Source organism: Streptomyces sp. NBC_00370 (assembly GCF_036084755.1).
Classification (GTDB): Bacteria; Actinomycetota; Actinomycetes; order Streptomycetales; family Streptomycetaceae; genus Streptomyces.
Genome location: NZ_CP107968.1, coordinates 5,309,991 through 5,327,699 on the forward strand (window position 1 = coordinate 5,309,991; position 17,709 = coordinate 5,327,699).

The 17,709-nt window shown below is 69.6% G+C and carries 15 protein-coding genes; 3 read left to right on the top strand and 12 right to left on the bottom strand.

Annotation, left to right across the window (positions count from 1 at the left end):
* Nucleotides 1-42 precede the first annotated feature (42 nt).
* Nucleotides 43-744 (top strand): LuxR C-terminal-related transcriptional regulator, encoded by a 702-nt coding sequence (locus OHS57_RS23685; RefSeq protein WP_041985494.1) that lies wholly within the window; start codon nt 43-45, stop codon nt 742-744.
* A 43-nt stretch (nt 745-787) separates the two neighbouring features.
* Here the strand turns inward: OHS57_RS23685 and OHS57_RS23690 are convergent, their stop codons facing one another.
* The 3 genes from OHS57_RS23690 to OHS57_RS23700 all read right to left on the bottom strand — a co-directional run bounded on the left by OHS57_RS23690 (nt 788) and on the right by OHS57_RS23700 (nt 3,819).
* A complete protein-coding gene (locus OHS57_RS23690) occupies nt 788-1,192 on the bottom strand; it encodes a hypothetical protein (RefSeq protein ID WP_328583264.1) in 405 nt (134 codons plus the stop codon).
* Nucleotides 1,193-1,294: 102 nt separating this feature from the next.
* Nucleotides 1,295-2,371: a C40 family peptidase gene (locus OHS57_RS23695; RefSeq protein WP_078863894.1), complete on the bottom strand. Its 1,077-nt coding sequence runs from the start codon at nt 2,369-2,371 to the stop codon at nt 1,295-1,297.
* A 263-nt stretch (nt 2,372-2,634) separates the two neighbouring features.
* A complete protein-coding gene (locus tag OHS57_RS23700) occupies nt 2,635-3,819 on the bottom strand; it encodes a C40 family peptidase (protein ID WP_328583265.1) in 1,185 nt (394 codons plus the stop codon).
* Nucleotides 3,820-4,056: 237 nt separating this feature from the next.
* On the opposite strand from OHS57_RS23700, the gene OHS57_RS23705 reads away from it, so the two are divergent.
* Nucleotides 4,057-6,615, top strand: coding sequence for an ATP-dependent DNA helicase (locus OHS57_RS23705; RefSeq protein WP_328583266.1), 2,559 nt, complete (start codon nt 4,057-4,059; stop codon nt 6,613-6,615).
* A 36-nt stretch (nt 6,616-6,651) separates the two neighbouring features.
* On the opposite strand, the gene OHS57_RS23710 is transcribed toward OHS57_RS23705, so the two are convergent.
* Both OHS57_RS23710 and OHS57_RS23715 read right to left on the bottom strand, forming a co-directional pair.
* Nucleotides 6,652-8,214: a M23 family metallopeptidase gene (locus OHS57_RS23710; protein ID WP_328583267.1), complete on the bottom strand. Its 1,563-nt coding sequence runs from the start codon at nt 8,212-8,214 to the stop codon at nt 6,652-6,654.
* A gap of 233 nt (nt 8,215-8,447) precedes the next feature.
* Nucleotides 8,448-9,251, bottom strand: a complete 804-nt coding sequence (locus OHS57_RS23715; RefSeq protein WP_328583268.1) for an alpha/beta fold hydrolase — start codon at nt 9,249-9,251, stop codon at nt 8,448-8,450.
* A 197-nt stretch (nt 9,252-9,448) separates the two neighbouring features.
* On the opposite strand from OHS57_RS23715, the gene OHS57_RS23720 reads away from it, so the two are divergent.
* Nucleotides 9,449-9,862: a cobalamin B12-binding domain-containing protein gene (locus OHS57_RS23720; protein WP_041985474.1), complete on the top strand. Its 414-nt coding sequence runs from the start codon at nt 9,449-9,451 to the stop codon at nt 9,860-9,862.
* A 71-nt stretch (nt 9,863-9,933) separates the two neighbouring features.
* Here the strand turns inward: OHS57_RS23720 and OHS57_RS23725 are convergent, their stop codons facing one another.
* From OHS57_RS23725 to OHS57_RS23755, 7 genes are all read right to left on the bottom strand, one after another.
* Nucleotides 9,934-10,605 carry a hypothetical protein gene (locus OHS57_RS23725; RefSeq protein ID WP_328583269.1) on the bottom strand — a complete coding sequence of 224 codons (672 nt, stop codon included), beginning with the start codon at nt 10,603-10,605 and terminating at the stop codon, nt 9,934-9,936.
* Nucleotides 10,606-10,631: 26 nt separating this feature from the next.
* Complete coding sequence (locus OHS57_RS23730) at nt 10,632-11,024, bottom strand: hypothetical protein (protein ID WP_157874289.1); 393 nt, start codon at nt 11,022-11,024, stop codon at nt 10,632-10,634.
* A gap of 5 nt (nt 11,025-11,029) precedes the next feature.
* Nucleotides 11,030-13,351, bottom strand: a complete 2,322-nt coding sequence (locus tag OHS57_RS23735; RefSeq protein ID WP_328583270.1) for a glycoside hydrolase domain-containing protein — start codon at nt 13,349-13,351, stop codon at nt 11,030-11,032.
* Between the two features lie 90 nt (nt 13,352-13,441).
* The gene (locus tag OHS57_RS23740) at nt 13,442-14,656 is read right to left on the bottom strand and encodes an ABC transporter permease (protein WP_328583271.1); all 1,215 of its coding nucleotides are present in this window, start codon (nt 14,654-14,656) and stop codon (nt 13,442-13,444) included.
* Nucleotides 14,657-14,664: 8 nt separating this feature from the next.
* Nucleotides 14,665-15,438, bottom strand: a complete 774-nt coding sequence (locus tag OHS57_RS23745) for an ABC transporter ATP-binding protein (RefSeq protein WP_328583272.1) — start codon at nt 15,436-15,438, stop codon at nt 14,665-14,667.
* Nucleotides 15,435-16,754 carry a peptidoglycan-binding protein gene (locus tag OHS57_RS23750; RefSeq protein ID WP_328583273.1) on the bottom strand — a complete coding sequence of 440 codons (1,320 nt, stop codon included), beginning with the start codon at nt 16,752-16,754 and terminating at the stop codon, nt 15,435-15,437. Before OHS57_RS23750 ends, OHS57_RS23745 begins: the two co-directional genes overlap by 4 nt.
* A complete protein-coding gene (locus tag OHS57_RS23755) occupies nt 16,751-17,641 on the bottom strand; it encodes a hypothetical protein (RefSeq protein WP_328583274.1) in 891 nt (296 codons plus the stop codon). Before OHS57_RS23755 ends, OHS57_RS23750 begins: the two co-directional genes overlap by 4 nt.
* Nucleotides 17,642-17,709 lie beyond the last annotated feature (68 nt).

Here is a 17,709-nt window from a genome sequence, read left to right on the forward strand (position 1 = left end):
AGCCGGGCGACACGACCTGCGGACGATCGAGGGGCACACACCATGAGCAGCGAGGACGTACAGGCCGAGAGCACGGGGGACGGCCGCAGGGTACGGGTCGTGCTCGTCGACGACCACCGGATGTTCCGCACGGGCGTCCAGGCCGAGATCGGCCGTACGGAGGAGACGGGCGTCGAGGTCGTCGGCGAGGCGGCCGACGTGGACCAGGCGGTCACCGTCATCACGGCGACCCGCCCCGAGGTGGTCCTGCTCGACGTCCACCTCCCGGGCGGCGGCGGCGTCGAGGTCCTGCGCCGCTGCGCCCCCTTCATGGCGGCGTCCGAGCACCAGGTCCGCTTCCTGGCCCTGTCGGTCTCGGACGCGGCCGAGGACGTCATCGGCGTGATCAGGGGCGGCGCCCGCGGCTACGTCACCAAGACGATCACCGGCACCGACCTGGTCGACTCGATCTTCCGCGTCCAGGACGGCGACGCGGTCTTCTCCCCCCGCCTGGCCGGCTTCGTCCTGGACGCCTTCGCCTCGACGGACGCACCCCCGGTGGACGAGGACCTGGACCGCCTGACCCAACGCGAACGCGAGGTCCTGCGCCTGATCGCGCGCGGCTACGCGTACAAGGAGATCGCGAAGCAGCTCTTCATCTCGGTGAAGACGGTCGAGTCGCACGTCTCGGCGGTCCTGCGCAAACTCCAGCTCTCCAACCGCCACGAACTGACCCGCTGGGCAACAGCCCGCCGCCTGGTCTGACCGGTCCTGGTCTGACCGGTCCCGGTCCGAGCGGTCCCCGCGCTCAGTGTCGCGCGGGCTGTTGCGCGCAGTGCCAGGTTGTTGCTCTTGTGTGGCCCTGGGGGTCGCGTAGGACTCCTCTGATGCATTCGCCCGGGAGGGTGGCCAGGGTGCCGGTCAGTTCTGCCCGGCCGTGCTGGGTGCGTTCGGTGCCGAACCAGGCGGCGAAGGCCGTCAGGCGGTGGTCCTTGCGCTGGTAGCCCAGCTGGACGTCGGTGGCCGGGTGGCCGGGGCGTTGGGTGTAGCGGGTGGTGAAGGTGCCCTGCGCGCCGATCGGGCCCTCGATGCACAGGCGGCCTTCGGGGGTGTCGTCGCAGCCCGCCGGGGGTGCGCCTACCGGGGCCAGTACGAAGAACGCGGCCGCGACCAGGGCCAGCCCCGTCGCGCCGGCGGTGCTGCTTCGTCTCACGGCTCTCACGGCTGTCCCTTCGCGGGCCTGCGGGTGTGCTGCCCGCCCATCGTGGCCCGGGGGACGGCCGGGGGCATCCCGGCATCAGCCGAACGAGAGGCCTCAGGCCGGGCGGGTCGCGCCCGCGAAGGGCATCTGGTCGATCGGGGCCACCCGGACCGGGGTGCCGGGGCGCGGGGCGTGGATCATCTGGCCGTTGCCGATGTAGAGCCCGACATGACTGACCCCGGAGTAGAAGAAGACCAGGTCACCGGGGGCCAGCTCGGAGCGGGACACCCGGCGGCCCGCGTTGATCTGGGTGTACGTCGTGCGCGGCAGCGAGACACCGGCGGCGCGCCAGGCCGCCTGGGTCAGCCCCGAGCAGTCGAAGGAATTGGGGCCCGTCGCGCCCCACACGTACGGCTTGCCGAGCGCCCCGTACGCGAAGGCGACGGCGGCGGCCGCGCGGGACGTCGGCGCCTGCGTCCGGGCCGGGGCCTGGGACGAGGAGCGGGACATCGAGCGGCTGGCGCGGGTCGTGAGGGTGGCCGGGGCGGCGGCGCCGGACGCCTGGGTGTACGCCGCCCGCTGCGGCTCGCTCAGCCGCGCCAGCAGTTGCCGCGCCTCGTCCAGCTTCGTCTGGATGGTGGTCTTCCGGTCCGCCAGTTCCTTCTGCCGGGCCTTCAGGTCCGCGAGGTCGCCGTCGGCCTGGTTCCGCAGCCGGCCGATCGCGGCGAGTTCCCCGCGGACCCTGCTGAGCGTGTTCGCCTGGCGCGAGCCCACGCGCTCGGCGAGTGACGCGCTGTCCAGGTAGTCGTCGGGCTTCGACGACAGCGCGAGCTGTACGGCGGGGTCGAGGCCGCCCGAGCGGTACTGCGCCGTCGCCATCGAACCCAGCGCGTTGCGCGAGGTGTTGAGCCGTTCCGTCCTGCGGGTCGCCTGGTCGCGCAGCGACGAGAGCGAGCGGCGGGCAGAGTCGGCCTTCACCTTCGCCCCGTTGTACTTCTCGGTGGCGGCCTCCGCCTCCTCGTACAGCTTGTCGACCTTGGCCTTGACCTGAGCCGGCGAGAGCTGTGGCTCCGCGTGCGCCGCTCCGCCCGAGGCCGTCGCCGTCGCCGCTCCCGCGAGGGCGAGGGTGGCGGCGGTACGGCGGGCCGGTCCTGTGAACGGGCGGTGCTTGCGTTTCCGGTGCGCTGCCACGGGGGCGTCCACTTCCTTACGTCATATGTCCGTTGCAAGGAGGACGCTAGGGCGCAAGGTCACGAAGAGGCATCGACAAGCCAGGTATTGGCGCGAGATGAAAGTACAAAGCTGTTTTCTGACCGGATGGCCGACGGCAAGATCATCGCTTCCGCTCCGGACCCGACCGATACGCCGAGAACGCGGCGCCGGAGCGCGAAGTGGTGATACAGACGGCGGTTGGTGGGTCAGGGCGGCCGGGGTGGTCAGGTGACCGGGATGGGTCAGGCGGGGCGCACGCTGCCGTAGATCGGCATGTAGTAGATCGACTCCTCGCGGACGTTCGCACCCGGCTTCGGCGCGTGGATCATCATGCCGTCGCCGATGTAGATGCCGACGTGGCTGATGTCGTCGTAGAAGAAGACCAGGTCGCCGGGGAGCAGATCGTCCGTCGCGACGCGCGTGCCCACGTTCACCTGGTCGTACGTCGTACGGGGCAGCTCGACGCCGGCCGCCCGCCAGGCGGCCTGGGTCAGCCCCGAGCAGTCGTACGAGCTGGGGCCCGTCGCGCCCCACACGTACGGCTTGCCGATCTGTGAGCGGGCGAAGGCGAGCACCTTGGCGGCCTTGGCGGCGTAACCGGTGGTGGCACCGCCGCTCGAACCGGCCGAGGAGCCGGTGGAGCCCGTGCCGGAGCCGGTGCCCGACCCGGTGGCGGCGGGCTTCTTCGCGGCCTTCGCCGCCTCCGCCCTCGCGCGCGCCTCCGCCTTCGCCTTGGCCTCGGCCTTGCGGCGCGCCTCGTCCTCCTTCTTGCGCTCCAGCGCGGCGAGCCGCTCCTTCTCCTCCTTGGTCAGCTTCGACAGCAGCGTGCGTGCGGCGCCGAGCTTCTGCTGGACCTGCACCTTGCTGGTGCGCAGCGAGGTCTGCGACGCGGTCAGCGTCGCGAGCTGCTTCGTCGCCTCGGCGCGCTTCTCGGCCGCGGCTGTCTGCTGATCCTGGAAGTCGGAGACGGCCGCCTGCTGGCGGTCGGTCACCCGGGACATCAGCTGGCTCTGCTCGAAGAACTGCTGGGGGCTGTCGGAGAACATCAGCGCCGCCGTGCCCGAGACCGCGCCCTCGCGGTACTGGGCCGTCGCGAACATCCCCAGCGCGCGGCGGGCCTCGTTGACCTTGTCGGCGCGTGCGGCGACCTGGTCCAGCACCTGGTCGACGGTCTTGCGCTGCTTGTCCGTCGACTCCTTCGCCTTGTTGTACTGCTCGGTGGCCGAACCGGCCTGCCGGTAAAGGTCGTCGACCTTCTTCTGCACCTCTTCGACGGACGGCTTCGGGTCGCGTGGTGCCGCGTACGCGCTCTGCGAGGAGAGCAGGGTGACCGAGGCGATGGCCGCGGTGGTGAGCCCGACGGCGGGCGAACCCGCGCGAATTCCGGTGCGGCTGCGCGTTTTGCGATGCGACGACAAGGCCGGCATCTCCTTCCGTGAACCGCCCGCCGGGGCATGAGCCGTCCGGCCGGCGTGGCTCGCCTCATGAGGGGACGGGCTGCCTGATCGAGCACGCTAGCCAACCGTGGACACTCTGTGAAGGTTGATGTGCGATATGCCCGATACATTTTCGTGACCTTTGACGTGAAGTGCGTCTCGTCACACTCCGTGGTTGAGTGAAGGCGGGCGTGGGGTGTCAGTGCGGGAGCCTAGACTCTGGAGGCGATGAGCAGCCTCTTTGACGACAGCTTCCTGGCGGACCTCCAGCCCTCCGGCGACGAGCCTCCGCCGCCGCCCGAGGACACCGCGCCCGAGCAGGTGCCCGACGACCTATTCGAGGGGGCGTTCCACGTGCCCGCGGCCAGGGATGCGTACCACCGCGACGGCGCTCCGCGCACCGTCGTGGATCCCGCCGCGCTGCTCGACGGGCTCAACGAGGAGCAGCGCGCCGCCGTCGTGCACACCGGATCGCCGCTGCTCATCGTCGCGGGGGCCGGGTCCGGCAAGACCCGGGTGCTGACCCACCGGATCGCCCATCTGCTGGGTACCCGCAGTGTGCACCCCGGCGAGATACTGGCCATCACCTTCACCAACAAGGCCGCCGGCGAGATGAAGGAGCGGGTCGAACAGCTCGTCGGACCGCGCGCCGCCGCCATGTGGGTGATGACGTTCCACAGCGCCTGCGTACGGATCCTGCGGCGCGAGTCGAAGAGGCTCGGCTTCACGTCCTCGTTCTCGATCTACGACGCGGCGGACTCCAAGCGGCTGATGGCCCTGGTCTGCCGCGATCTGGACCTGGACCCCAAGCGGCACCCGCCGAAGTCGTTCAGCGCCAAGGTCTCGAACCTGAAGAACGAGCTGATCGACGAGGAGACGTTCGCAGGACAGGCCACGGACGGCTTCGAGAAGACGCTCGCCGAGGCGTACCGGATGTACCAGTCCCGGCTGCGCGAGGCCAACGCCCTCGACTTCGACGACATCATCATGACCGCCGTCCATCTCCTCCAGGCGTTCCCGGACGTCGCCGAGCACTACCGGCGCCGCTTCCGGCACGTCCTCGTCGACGAGTACCAGGACACCAACCACGCCCAGTACACCCTCGTCAGGGAGCTGGTCGGCCCGTCGGGCGAGGGGCACGACCCGGGGGAGCTGTGCGTCGTCGGTGACGCGGACCAGTCGATCTACGCGTTCCGGGGCGCCACGATCCGTAACATCCTCCAGTTCGAGGAGGACTACCCCGACGCGACGACGATCCTGCTGGAGCAGAACTACCGCTCCACCCAGACCATCCTCAGCGCGGCCAACGCCGTCATCGAGCGCAACGAGAGCCGCCGCCCGAAGAACCTGTGGACCAACGCGGGCGCCGGCGCCCAGATCACCGGCTATGTCGCCGACACCGAGCACGACGAGGCGCAGTTCGTCGCCGAGGAGATCGACCGGCTGACCGACGCGGGCGACGTCAAGGCGGGCGATGTCGCGATCTTCTACCGGACGAACGCGCAGTCGCGTGTCTTCGAGGAGATCTTCATCAGGGTCGGCCTGCCCTACAAGGTCGTCGGCGGTGTGCGGTTCTACGAGCGCAAGGAGGTCCGCGACGTGCTGGCCTATCTGCGCGTCCTGGCCAACCCGGAGGACAGCGTCCCGCTGCGCCGCATCCTGAACGTGCCCAAGCGCGGCATCGGCGACCGCGCCGAGGCGATGATCGACGGGCTCGCGCAGCGCGAGAAGATCACCTTCCCGCAGGCGCTGCGCCGGGTGGACGAGGCGTACGGGATGGCGGCGCGCTCGGCCAACGCCGTCAAGCGGTTCAACACGCTGATGGAGGAGCTGCGCACGGTCGTCGAGTCGGGCGCGGGGCCCGCGACGGTCCTGGAGGCCGTGCTCGAACGGACCGGCTATCTCGCCGAGTTGCAGGCGTCGACCGACCCGCAGGACGAGACCCGGATCGAGAACTTGCAGGAACTGGCCGCCGTGGCGCTGGAGTTCGAGCAGGCCAGACAGCAGGCGGCGGGTGACGACGGAGCGGCGGCCGGCCCGGACACTCCGGCGGCGGACCCGGCTGCTCCCGCGGCGGACCCGGCTGCTCCCGTTGCGGACCCGGCCGCTCCGGCCCCGGTTCCCGCCACCCCCGGCACGCTCGCCGAGTTCCTCGAACAGGTCGCGCTCGTCGCCGACTCGGACCAGATCCCCGACGAGGACGAGGACGGCTCAGGGGTCATCACGCTGATGACGCTGCACACCGCCAAGGGCCTCGAATTCCCCGTCGTGTTCCTGACCGGCATGGAGGACGGCGTCTTCCCGCACATGCGCGCCCTCGGCCAGGTGAAGGAGCTGGAGGAGGAGCGCCGTCTCGCGTACGTCGGCATCACCCGCGCCCGCGAGCGGCTGTATCTGACCCGCTCGGCGATGCGCAGTGCCTGGGGGCAGCCGGCGTACAACCCGCCGTCGCGGTTCCTTGAGGAGATTCCGGGCGCGCATCTGGACTGGAAGCGCACCGGCGCGCAGATCCCGGCGGGCCCCACCTCGGGGATCACGTCGTCGCTGTCGTCCACCTCGGCGCGGTCCCGCTCGGGCGGCGGCCCGTCCGGCTTCGCGACTCGGCGCGCGACCGACAAGCCGGTGATCCAGCTGGCGGTGGGCGACCGGGTGACACACGACCAGTTCGGTCTCGGTACGGTCGTGACGGTCACGGGTCAGGGCGCGGACGCGCAGGCGACGATCGACTTCGGGGACACGAAGCCGAAGCGGCTGCTGCTGCGGTACGCACCGGTCCAGAAGCTGTGAGCGGCGGCCTGGAGCTGTAGAAGCTCCGGGGCGCTCCTACTCGGGGTTGATCCCGTGGCTGCGCAGCCACGGGATCGGGTCGATCGCCGCGCCGCCGCCCGGCCGCACCTCGAAGTGCATGTGCGGGCCGGTGGAGTTGCCGGAGTTGCCGGAGTACGCGATGACGTCACCGGCCTTGACCGAACCCGAGCGGATCTTGGTGCTGCTCAGATGGCAGTACCAGGTCTCCGTGCCGTCCGGCGAGGTCACGATGGCCATGTTGCCGTAGGCGCTGTTGTACTGCGTGCGCACGGTGCCGTCGGTCGCCGCCATCACCGTCGTGCCGTACGAGACGGGGAAGTCGATGCCGGTGTGCACGGACATCCAGTTGACGCCGGCCTGGCCGAAGTAGGCGCTGAGCCCGTGCTGTTCGACGGGGAGGACGTACTTGGGCCGCAGCGCCTCCTTGCGCGCCGCCTCCTCCTCACGTTTCTTCTTCTCCGCCTCCTGCCGCTCCTTCAGGTCGATGCGCTCCTGGGTGCGGCTGGCGCGGTCCCCGAAGTCCCGGGCGTCGGCGCTGAGCGCGGCGAGCTGGGTGTCGACCTTGTTGTTGGCGGCGACGGGGTGCACCGAGGCGGGGTCGGCCGCGGCCTGTGAGGTCCGGTCGTCCTGGGTCTCTTCGCCGCCGCTGATCCCGCCGACGGAGGCGGCCGCGATACCGGCGACGCCCATCACGCAGGCGGAGGGGACGGCGATGGTGAGGAGCGCGGAGCGCTTGCTGGGCGTACGGCGCCGGCCACGGCTGCCGCCGCCCGAGCCGACCCGGCGGACCGGGATCTCGGGGCGCGGCGCGAGGTCGAGGTCCGGCTCGTCGCCGGGGTCGAAACCGTGCTCCGGCTCGGGCTCGTACGCTTCGGATCCGTGCGCCGCGGGCTCGTGTGCGGCGGGTTGGTACGGGTCGGGCTCGTGCGCCACGGGCTCGTACGGGTCGGCGGCGTACTGCTCCGGTTCGTAGTGTTCCGGTTCGTACTGCTCCGCCGGCTGCGGCTGTTCCGTGTGCGGCTGTTCCTGGTGGTGCTGTTCCTGGTGGTGCTCGGGCGCCCGCTCGTGCTCGTACGGCTCGGCCGCGTACTGCTCCGTCAGCTGCGTCGCGTTCCACGCGGTGGCGTCGTAGGCGCCGGTGTCGAAGGTGGGAGTGCCCCACTGCCCTGTCGTGTCGTAGCCGTACGGCGCGGTCTGCGCCTGCGTCTGCTGTACGGGAGCCTGCTGGACGGGCGTCTGCTGTACCTGCGTCGCGCCGTCCGGCTGGTTCCAGGCGCTCGCGTCCCACTGGCCGCTGGTGTCGTACTGCGGCTGCGCGTAGCCCGTGGCGTAGGCGGTGGTGGCGTACGCGTCGTAGCCCGCCGTCTGCTGCGCCCCGGTGTTCCACTGCGTGCTGTCGTACTGGCCGGTTCCGTACTGGTCGGTGCCGTACTGATCGGTTCCGTACTGGCCGGTGTCGTAGGCGATGCCGGTCTCGTAGCCACCGGGCAGGGAGCCGAAGAGCGGGTCGGTGTCGAAACTGCCAGTGGTGTCGCCGCCGTATGGGGCGTACCCGGCGTGGGTGTGCTGGTCGGTCACCAACTTCTCTCTCGCCTCGGCAGCAGAACCAGGGCCTCTCGGAAGCCGTCCTTGGAGGGAGGGCCCCGGGAGGGGAAAGCAGTGGCCGCGACTGTACCCGGCGGTATACGACGGCGACAATCTTCGGCGGGTTCTGGGCCCTGCGGAAAGGGGCATTCGGCCGTCTTTCGGGGGACTGCGGGCACAGCTTTGGCCCTATGTTCGAAACGTGTTCGAGTGTATTGACGTCTCGCTCAGGCCACGGAGACCGCTCCGTCGACCCCGGCGGCGCTCCGCTCGGACCCGAGGACGCGTCGGATTCCGGCCGCGACCGCCGGATGGACGGGCAGGGCGAGATGGCCCACGCCGGTCACCCGCACGTTCTCGGTGTCGAGGTCCGGGTGGTCGATCCTGGCCGTCCCCACGGGGGTCATCAGCGGGTCCAGATCGCTCCAGAAGCTCACGAACCGGGTGCGGCAGCCGGGCGCGGGGAGCCGTAGCTCCTTCATGACGGCCGAGCCGGGCCGCATCTGCCGCACGATGGGGTGCGCGCTGGCGATCGGGACGACGGACGTGCCCTCGTGCGGCGTGCCCAGCGTGACCAGGGTCCTGATCCGCGCGTCGCCGTCCAGCCGCTGGACGTAGTAGCGGGCGATCAGGCCGCCCAGGCTGTGCCCGATGACATCGACCCGCCGGTGCCCCGTACGGGCGCAGATCTCCTCGATGCGCTCGCCGAGGGTGGCGGCCGCGGTCGGGATGTCGCAGGTCAGCGGGGAGTAATTGATGAATTCCAGATGCCGCCAGCCGTGCCGGGACAGGGAGCGCCGCAGCAGGACGAAGACGGAGCGGTTGTCCACGAACCCGTGCACCATCAGGACCGGCGGGTGCGCGCGGCCCTCCGTGGGGAGTTTCGTCGTGTCGGCCGGCAGATCGGCGTCCCGGCGCTCCTGGGTGAAGCCGGTCGGGTAGAGGAGCAGATGACCCGTGAGAATCGCCAGGTCCAGGGCGGTGGCCTGCAGCCACATCAGCGGTGGCCATTGGAAGGGCGGAATCCTCATGGTCACCTCCGAACGGCGCTGCCGAGTCGTGCGCTAACGCCATAAAGCGAACATGTCCTCTATGTGATTTCCCCCTCCCGGCCTCCGCGAAACAGCAGGTTGCGGGATGCTGTGGATAACGTTCGTTCACATCTTCGTACCGTCACCGGTTCGAAGACCCGTGCCAGTGACAGCGCAGTCGGTATGTGGAGGCAGTGATGGGTGTGTCCGGTCCGATCCGAGTGGTGGTGGCCAAGCCCGGTCTCGACGGCCACGATCGTGGGGCCAAGGTGATCGCGCGTGCGCTGCGGGACGCCGGGATGGAGGTCATCTACACGGGTCTCCACCAGACGCCCGAGCAGATCGTGGACACCGCGATCCAGGAGGACGCCGACGCGATCGGTCTGTCCATCCTGTCCGGTGCGCACAACACGCTCTTCTCGAAGGTCATCGAGCTGCTGAAGGAGCGGGAGGCCGAGGACATCAAGGTCTTCGGCGGCGGCATCATCCCCGAGGCGGACATCCCGCCGCTGAAGGAGCTGGGCGTGGCGGAGATCTTCACGCCGGGGGCGACGACGACGTCGATCGTCGACTGGGTCAACGCGAACGTCCGCCAGCCGGCCGGCGCGTAAACCCGGCCAGGGGGACGTACGGGTCTCCGCCGCCGACAGCGGAGACCCGTACGTCCGTCCCGTCGCTCGGGCTACGCCTTCACGCCCGCCCCCAGGCCCGGTGTCTGGTTCCAGCCGCGCACCTTGTCGGCCAGCTTCACCAGCGCGCCGCCGCCGGAACGTGCCGCAGCGTTCGGGGGAATGTCGATGTAGAACAGCGCCTCGTAGGGGACGTCGTCGTCGCCGCCCCAGCGGACCAGGCCGCCGCAGTCGTCCAGGATGTCCCGCACGACGCTCCGCTGCGGCTGCGTCAGCCCGCCCCTGGCGCCCTTCACATAGGAACCGGGACGGATGGTGACCGCGGTCCCGGAGGCCTGGTTCGCCTCCGGATGACCGGCGTCGAGGCCGGTGAGAGGCCGCCAGCCGACGACCTCCCCTTCGCGCAGGGTCTCTATCTCGTAGTGCCAGCGCCGCACGACGTGCACCAGGACGGTTTCCACCATGCCGAGGCGGGTGGCGACGGTGAATCCGGCGCCGGAGACCGGGCGCGACCACACCCCCTGGTCGGTGTTGGCCGAGTCGGCCACCAGCCACCCGTTCGGGGTCGCCGGGTGCTTACGCGGTTCCTGGGTCCGCTGCCCCTCGTTCTCCGCCGCGGCGGCGGGAACCAGGAGCCCTCCGGACGCCGACACCAAGGCGGCGCCCGCTCCGATCCCGGCGAGTCTCATGAGCATCGCGCGCCGAGGCATGGCCTGTTGCGTCATGTCTGAATCCGTTTCCTTCAGTCAGGTCAGTGGAGGAGCTTGAATGCGATTACCGCAAGCAGGTACGGAACGGGGATGACGAGCGCGGCGGCGGTCCACTGCCGCCATCGCCGTCCCCTGTTGGCCGGGAGCAGGACATCCACCAGGAGCACCACCAGCAGACCCAGCCCGCCGACGAGGACCACGCCGACCCTGGCCCATCCGGCGCCTTCGACCATGCTGGAATCGCCACAGGTGTTGAGCCCGTAGCCCGAGTTGTCGAACGCGCACGCGCGGTACGTGGTGAGGAGCAGCCACGCCGAATGGAGCGGGAGCACGGCGGGTACGCCGAGCAGCAGGTTGACCCAGACCGGCGCCAGACGGCGCCACCGGGGCTGCCGGGGCTGCCGCGTCAGTTCACTGCTCTCCTGCTCCATCACGGTCCTCACTTCAGACGGAGGTTCGTACCCTTGGACAGGTACGTGCGGAACACCTTGTTGTACTTGTCCTCGAATATGCGGTAGAGCCCCATGCGGAGCTTGGCCTGCTGCGCCGCCTCCGCCGTGTTGCCCTGGTAGTACTTCAGGATCAGCTCGGTGTCGGTCTCGCTCGTCGTCAGTCCGGGGCGGGCCATACCGTTCTCGGACGCGTGCAGGATGTGCATGTAGGGCACCGTCGAGATGTTGTACGACTGGTTGTAGTGCAGCTTCTCCCAGACGGTCCAGATGTCCGCGTCCTTGGTGGGATCGAGCTTCGCCTCGTCGAGCAGCCCCAGGTCGACCGCGTGGTTGCGCGCGGTGATCGCCCTGTTCCCGAAGATCTGTCCCACTCCGGTGGAGCAGTCGTTGAACGGCGTGAGCTTGTTCAGGAACTGGGTCGCCCAGTCCGGCAGCGAACCGTCGTTGTAGTACTCCCAGACGCAGGCGTCCGAGAATTCGTCGTTGGCCTTCGGCACGGCCAGGTCCCCGATGCTGGTGACGTTGAAGTGCCGCAACTCCCAGATGGCGGAGGTCTGGATGAGTGCCTTGCGCATCTTCAGCATCCGGGCGAGCGACGTGAACAGGTCGTCCCAGGACAGCATGAACTCGACGCAGAAGCTGGTGGTGTACTTGGTCTTGCCGAGCGAGGGCCAGCTGTCGGGCGGGCCGGACTCGGGAATGCCGATGGACTTCAGGTATGTCTGGACGTCCGTCACGAGCTGATCGGTCCACGACATTTCGAACGGGACGTCGAGGTCGGTGTTGGGCGGCGGCGTGTCGAAGGTCCGCTGTCCGGTCTCACGGCCGGAAGCGATGTCGTTGTCGATCTCGATCAGTCCCGTCCCGGAACCGACGTTGACGGTCTTGATCTGGTCGATCGCCCAGTTCTCCGGCATCGGGAACCCGAGGTTCCCCGAGTAGCCGGCGGACATGTTGGAGACGAAACTCGCGCCGGCCAGGCCCGCGTCCGACACCCGCGAACAGGCGTTGCGCGTGGCGTAGATGCCGACCGTGTAGTGGTTGCCGGCCGCCGCGATCCCCTCCTGGATGCCCTGGAAATGCGGGATCAGGTTCGCGGTGATCTCGTCGTCGGTGTTGTCGTAGTCGATCGCGAAGTAGATACGGGTGTTCTTCTTGAAGCCGTGCCCGAGGGCGGCCTCGGTGGCGGCGATGGCGTCCGAAGTGCCCTGGTAGCGGCCGAAGTAGGAGGAGCTGTCGCCGAACGTCTGGTAGATCGGGAAGCAGCTCAGTCCTGCGGCGGCCATGGTGGCCAGCTCGCCGGGCTTGATCACCTTGTCCAGGCTGGTGCCCGGCACGTTCACCAGATAGCGTCCGCCGACCCGGTACCCCGCGTCGCAGAGGCTCTTGGCCCGGGCCGCCGTGACCTCGTCGGCGCAGTCGAAGGCGGTGCCCTTACGGGTGTCGTCGCCGTACGAGACCAGCAGTGACGCCCAGGTCTCGAAATCCGCCGTCCCGTTGACGCTCAGCTTCAGGAAGCTCTGGAAGGTGGAAACCGCACTGGCGAGGGACGAGGTGAAGCTGCTGGTGAAGTCCACACCGGCGCGGCGGTTGAAGACCATGGCCGCTGAGAACAGCTGCACCCACGGCCCCGCCGAACCGGTCGACAGCGGGTGCGCCTTGATGCCCGACTTCGTGCCGGGTCCGAATACACCGTTGGCGGTCCCGTCCGCCATGCCCAGCTCGTACTGGATCGCGTAGATCATGGCCGTCTGGACGTCGCGTGAGAAGTGCCCGTCGCAGGGGACGATGCCGTAGTCGGCCCGCTGCGCGTAGCGGGAGTTCATCCACTGCTCGATGGATCTGATGGTGTCGGTGCCGCCCGAGATGGTCGTGTAGGCGTCCATGTTGAGGAGGCTCTTGAACACCTTCGGTTCCAGCGAGCTGCCCGGGTAGGGGACGCTGACCCCCATGTTCGACTTCAGCTTGACGATCCCGGCCTTGACGCGGTCGTTGTACGTCCCGTCGATCTCGCCGCCGTCGTAGCCCTTGCAGTACATCGCCGACTGAATGATGCGGGTGAAGTTCGCGGACAGCGCCGTCCCCTCGTTGACCGAGGGGCACTTGGTCTTCAGCGCGGCCATGGTGGCCGGTCCGAACGAGTTGGACAGCGAGGAGATCCCCAGCTCGTACTGGAGAGCACGGGTGAGTGAGTACATGACGGTCCAGCTCGTCTGGCCGTTCTCGGCCAGCGGCGGGACACCGAGGACGTTGTTGGGATAGGTGAGGTTGATGAACCGCTGTGCGCGGAGCACCATTTCGTCAGCCACGGGCTGGGTCCCTTCGTCTTCATTCTGTTCGGGTGGATGGTGCGGGGATGCGGCGGTGCGACGGTGGTTCGGGTGGTGCCTCGGTGGCCTTCAGCGGCGAAGGGCTTCGGCAGGGGTGATCCGGGAAGCGCGCCAGGCCGGATACAGACCGGCCAGCAGCCCGGTCGCGAGTCCGAGGGCCGGGGCTGCGGCGAGGGTCGTCGGATCGACGACGGGGGTCCATTGACGGAACGCCGAGACGGAGACGACCGTCGCCGTTCCGGCGGAGGTGCCCACCAGGCCACCGATGAGCCCCAACGCCGCCGACTCGGCGAGGAATTGGAGAGTGATGTGGCGGCCACGCGCGCCGAGCGCCCGCCTGAGCCCGATCTCTCCGGTGCGCTCCATGACGGCGACGAGTGTGGTGTTGGCGATACCGACGGCCCCGATCACCAGACAGACGGCCGCCAGAACGAGGAACAGCTGGCTCAGGTCGCCGCTCACCGCGGTGCGCAGCGTCTTGGGGTCGGGCGGCGGGACGGCGTTGAAGTACTCGGGATGTTCCGGGCGCAGGGCCACAGCCGCTTCGTGGGCGACCTGCGGGGCGGCGCCGAGTTCCGTGGAGATCAGCATCTGGGCCCGGGTGTCCGTCGGGGGTCCCCAGATGAGTTCCGCGGTGGCACGGGGGACCACGACGGACATCAGCAGCTCCGGCTTGCGCTGTACGTCGTCCACGATGCCGATCACCGAGAACGGCACGTCCCCGATGAAGATCGCCGGCTGGGTGCGCAGTGTCGTGATGCCCAGCCGCGCGGCGGTGGCCTTGCCCAGGACGGCGACCTGCTGACGCCGCGCTTCGTGGAACGCGTCGAAGGAACGGCCCTGTGCGAAACGGGGGTTGGCCGCGGCCAGCACGCCGGGGGAGGCCGCGATGACCTGGGTCTGGGCGTCGGCGCCGTTGGAGATGCCGAGCGGGGCCGACCGGACGGGGTCCTGCCGGCCGAGCCGGACCCGCCAGTACACGCCGGCGGCAGTGACCCCGTTGAGCCGGTCGACGCGCGCGTCGGCGTTCCGGGGGAAGGCCAGGGACACCCGCGCCGCGTCCTTTCCGCCGGTGTCCTCGACACTGACCTCGGTCGCGGTGAGCTTGTTGAAACGGGTGTCGATCTGCGAGGCCGCGGTCCCGGTGAGCCCGAGCACCGCGATGAACGCTCCTACGCCCAGCACGGTGCCCAGCGCGGTCAGGACGGAGCGGGCCGGCCGCTGGAGGATGCCGGCGACCGCCTCGACGAGCAGATCCCCGGGCGCGAGCCGGGATCGGCCCATGCCCCTCCTCACGCGATTCCCTGATGAGCGACCTGCTCGGCCGGGACCTGCTCGGCCGGGACCTGCTCGGCCCTGACCTGTTCGGCCGGGACCCGCTCCGACAGCTCCCCGTCGTGCAGGGTCACCGTGCGCTGTCCCTGGGCCGCGACCTGGGCGTCGTGCGTGATGACGACGATCGTCATGCCGTCCCGGTGGAGGCCGTGCAGGAGATCCAGCACCGAGGCGGCCGTCCGGGAGTCGAGGTTGCCGGTCGGCTCGTCACACAGCAGGAGCGAAGGATCGGCCACGAGCGCACGGGCGATGGCCACCCGCTGCCGCTCACCGCCGGAGAGCTGGGTGGGAAGTGACTGAAGACGGTGCCCGATACCGACCCGGCGCAGCACCGCCGCCGCCCGTTCGCGCCGTTCACGGCGGGGCCGGCGCTGGTAGACCATGGCGAGCTCGACGTTCTCCTGGGCGCTGCGATGGGGCAGAAGATGGAAGGACTGGAAGACGAAACCGATGCGCTCGCTCCTGAGCGCGGCGCGATTCGCCTCACCCACGGAGCCGGTGTCGATCCCGTCCAGGACGTACGTGCCCCGGGTGGGTGCGTCGAGGAGCCCGACGATGTTCAGCAGGGACGACTTGCCGGATCCTGAAGGACCCACCACGGTGACGAACTCGCCCTGGTCGATCCGCAGGTCACACGGGTGAAGAGCGGTGACGGCCGGCGGCCCGGGATAGGTGAGGCCGACCCCGCTGAACGCGATGACAGGTGCGCCTGCCCGGTCCGCCCCGGTCATGACTGTCCTGCGGTGGCCGGTGTCCGAACGCCCACCACGACCAGGTCGCCCTCGGTGATCCGGGCCGGCTTCTCCGGAGTGATCTGCACATAGCCGTCGCCGGTCATGCCGACCCGGACGGCGACCCGGTGTTCCCGAGCGCCGGTCCGTACCGTCACGCCGGTCAGCCCGTCGGCGCCGGCCGAGATCGCCGAGGTCGGTACGGCCAGCACCTTGTCGCGCGACGACGCGGCGACGATCGTCAGCCGGACATCCGCACCGTTGAGGTCGGCGGGGAGCTTCTTGGCCGACTTGATCCGCAGGGCGTACGTCTCGCCGTGCTGCCCCTCGTCCCCGTCCTGGGCCTTGGTGGGGGAGTCGGCAACCGAGACGACCGTGCCTGCGGCCTGCTCTCCCGTCACCTCGGAGAGGACCTGGACACGTTGGCCGGGGCGGACGAGGCCCTTCTCGTACGACGCGACGGTGCCGTTGACGACAAGGGCCCCCGAGGTGAGCGACAGCAGAGTGCCCGACGCGTCGTCCCCGACCTTGGCCGTCACCGTGTCCGCACGCGCCGAGGCCGAGCTGACGAACGCCACCTCTGCCAGGGGTACGACGGACACGGGCGTGGTCGTTCCCGGACCGACGCCTGCGCCTGTGCCCGGGGTTGTGCCTCCGTCCACGCCGGGGCCCGCCTCCGCGTCCGCTCCTGCTTCCGCGTCGGCCGTGGTTCGAGGCGCGGGCGACTGCGGGACCTCCGACAGGGCCGGCGCGTAGCCGATCGCACGGTAGAAGCGGGTCACGGCCTGTCCGGTCCCAGGACCGAACACACCCGGGACGTCCCCGCCCGACGGGTAGCCGACGCCGGCCAGCGCACGCTGCAGCTGAGAGACGTCCTCTCCCGTCATCCCGGGCATCAGGTCGCGGTACGCCGGGACGGCGCCCTGGAGGAGCACGACCGGACGGCCGGAGATCTCCACCAGCACCTGCCCGGCCCTGAGTTCCTGGCCGGGCCTGACCTTCACCTTCGTGACGACGGTGCGGCCCACGTCCTTGCCCGCACCGACCGCCGTGATGTCCACCCGCTGCGAGGCGGTCACCTTGCCACGGGTCACCACGGACTGCGCGAGCACCTTGCGCACCACCGGCGCCGTCAGGACATCGGGGCGCGGAGCGAGCGTCTCGGCGGCGGCCTGAGCGGGAGATTTGATAAAGGTCGCCGCGCCGGCACCGGCGCCGGTGCACACCAGGCACCCGACAACCACGGCCAGCAGGACGCGTCGCCGCCGGACGAGTCCGCGCGCCGCCGGCGGATCCGCCGCGGCGTGACGTGTCACCGTGTCCCCGCCACCACGCCGGCCGCCTTCTTCACGGCGGCGTCAAGGGCACCGGACTCCTGCTCCAGCTGTTCGGCCTTGTCCTCGATGGCCTTGCTCTGCAGCTCCGTCTCGGCGTCGAACCAGACCTTCGCGACGTTCGTCCTGTCGCGGCAGCCGATGTCGGCGGTGGCTGTCGCGATTTCCTGAGACGTGACTTCCGGCGAGGCGAAGAGCGGGTCGTCGCTCGCGTCGAGCGGGGCCGCGTAGCTGTACCCCTTTTCCTTCATGCACGCCGACCACGCGGCGAAGGCCTTCACCACGCGGCTGTCGGACTTGGACTGGATGAAGGTCTGCGAACTGATCCGCTGAGCGGTATTCGTCTGTGTCGCCTGCGTGTCGATTCGACGGTCCGCCTGTCCTACGCAGCCCCCCTCGGGAACCTTGATCCCGTTGACCGTCCTGGGGCCGGTTCCGTCCAGCACCTGGGAGTCCGCTCCGCCGGTCGTCCCGTCGACGGCGCCGTCGTTCATCGCCTCGTCGTAAGCGGCCTGATCAGCCGCGGCCGGCTTGTAGCCCCGCTCCTTCGACAGCGCCATGTCGTGGATCCCGTAGCGCCAGTCGACGAAGGTCTTCCCGCCGATCCTGGGCAGGTCGGGGGACGGGGTCCAGGAGAATCCAAAAGTCTTCATGCAGTCGCCGACGAGCTGCTTCTTTGCCTGCAGGATCTGTGATCTGGCGCTGTCGGACGGCAGATAGCCCTGAATGGGAAGCGTCCAGGTCGCCGGGTCCTTCGCGTCGAAGGGGACGGACGGCGCCGGAGGGGTCCTGATGGACTTCGCGGTGGTCGCGGACGTCGATCCGGAACAGCCCGTCGCCACACACACGGACAATGCGGAAAGCATCATCGGAAAGATACTTCTGGACACAACGCTTTTCATCGTTCTACCTATTTCTGGCAAGGGAATGGGGCAGC

Excerpts from the sequence above, each read along its gene's own strand:
- OHS57_RS23685 (WP_041985494.1), top strand. The coding sequence starts at position 43 with ATGAGCAGCGAGGACGTACAGGCCGAGAGCACGGGGGACGGCCGCAGG.
- OHS57_RS23700 (WP_328583265.1), bottom strand. The coding sequence starts at position 3,819 with ATGCCGGCCTTGTCGTCGCATCGCAAAACGCGCAGCCGCACCGGAATT.
- OHS57_RS23705 (WP_328583266.1), top strand. The coding sequence starts at position 4,057 with ATGAGCAGCCTCTTTGACGACAGCTTCCTGGCGGACCTCCAGCCCTCC.
- OHS57_RS23715 (WP_328583268.1), bottom strand. The coding sequence starts at position 9,251 with ATGAGGATTCCGCCCTTCCAATGGCCACCGCTGATGTGGCTGCAGGCC.
- OHS57_RS23720 (WP_041985474.1), top strand. The coding sequence starts at position 9,449 with ATGGGTGTGTCCGGTCCGATCCGAGTGGTGGTGGCCAAGCCCGGTCTC.
- OHS57_RS23725 (WP_328583269.1), bottom strand. The coding sequence starts at position 10,605 with ATGACGCAACAGGCCATGCCTCGGCGCGCGATGCTCATGAGACTCGCC.
- OHS57_RS23740 (WP_328583271.1), bottom strand. The coding sequence starts at position 14,656 with ATGGGCCGATCCCGGCTCGCGCCCGGGGATCTGCTCGTCGAGGCGGTC.
- OHS57_RS23745 (WP_328583272.1), bottom strand. The coding sequence starts at position 15,438 with ATGACCGGGGCGGACCGGGCAGGCGCACCTGTCATCGCGTTCAGCGGG.
- OHS57_RS23755 (WP_328583274.1), bottom strand. The coding sequence starts at position 17,641 with ATGATGCTTTCCGCATTGTCCGTGTGTGTGGCGACGGGCTGTTCCGGA.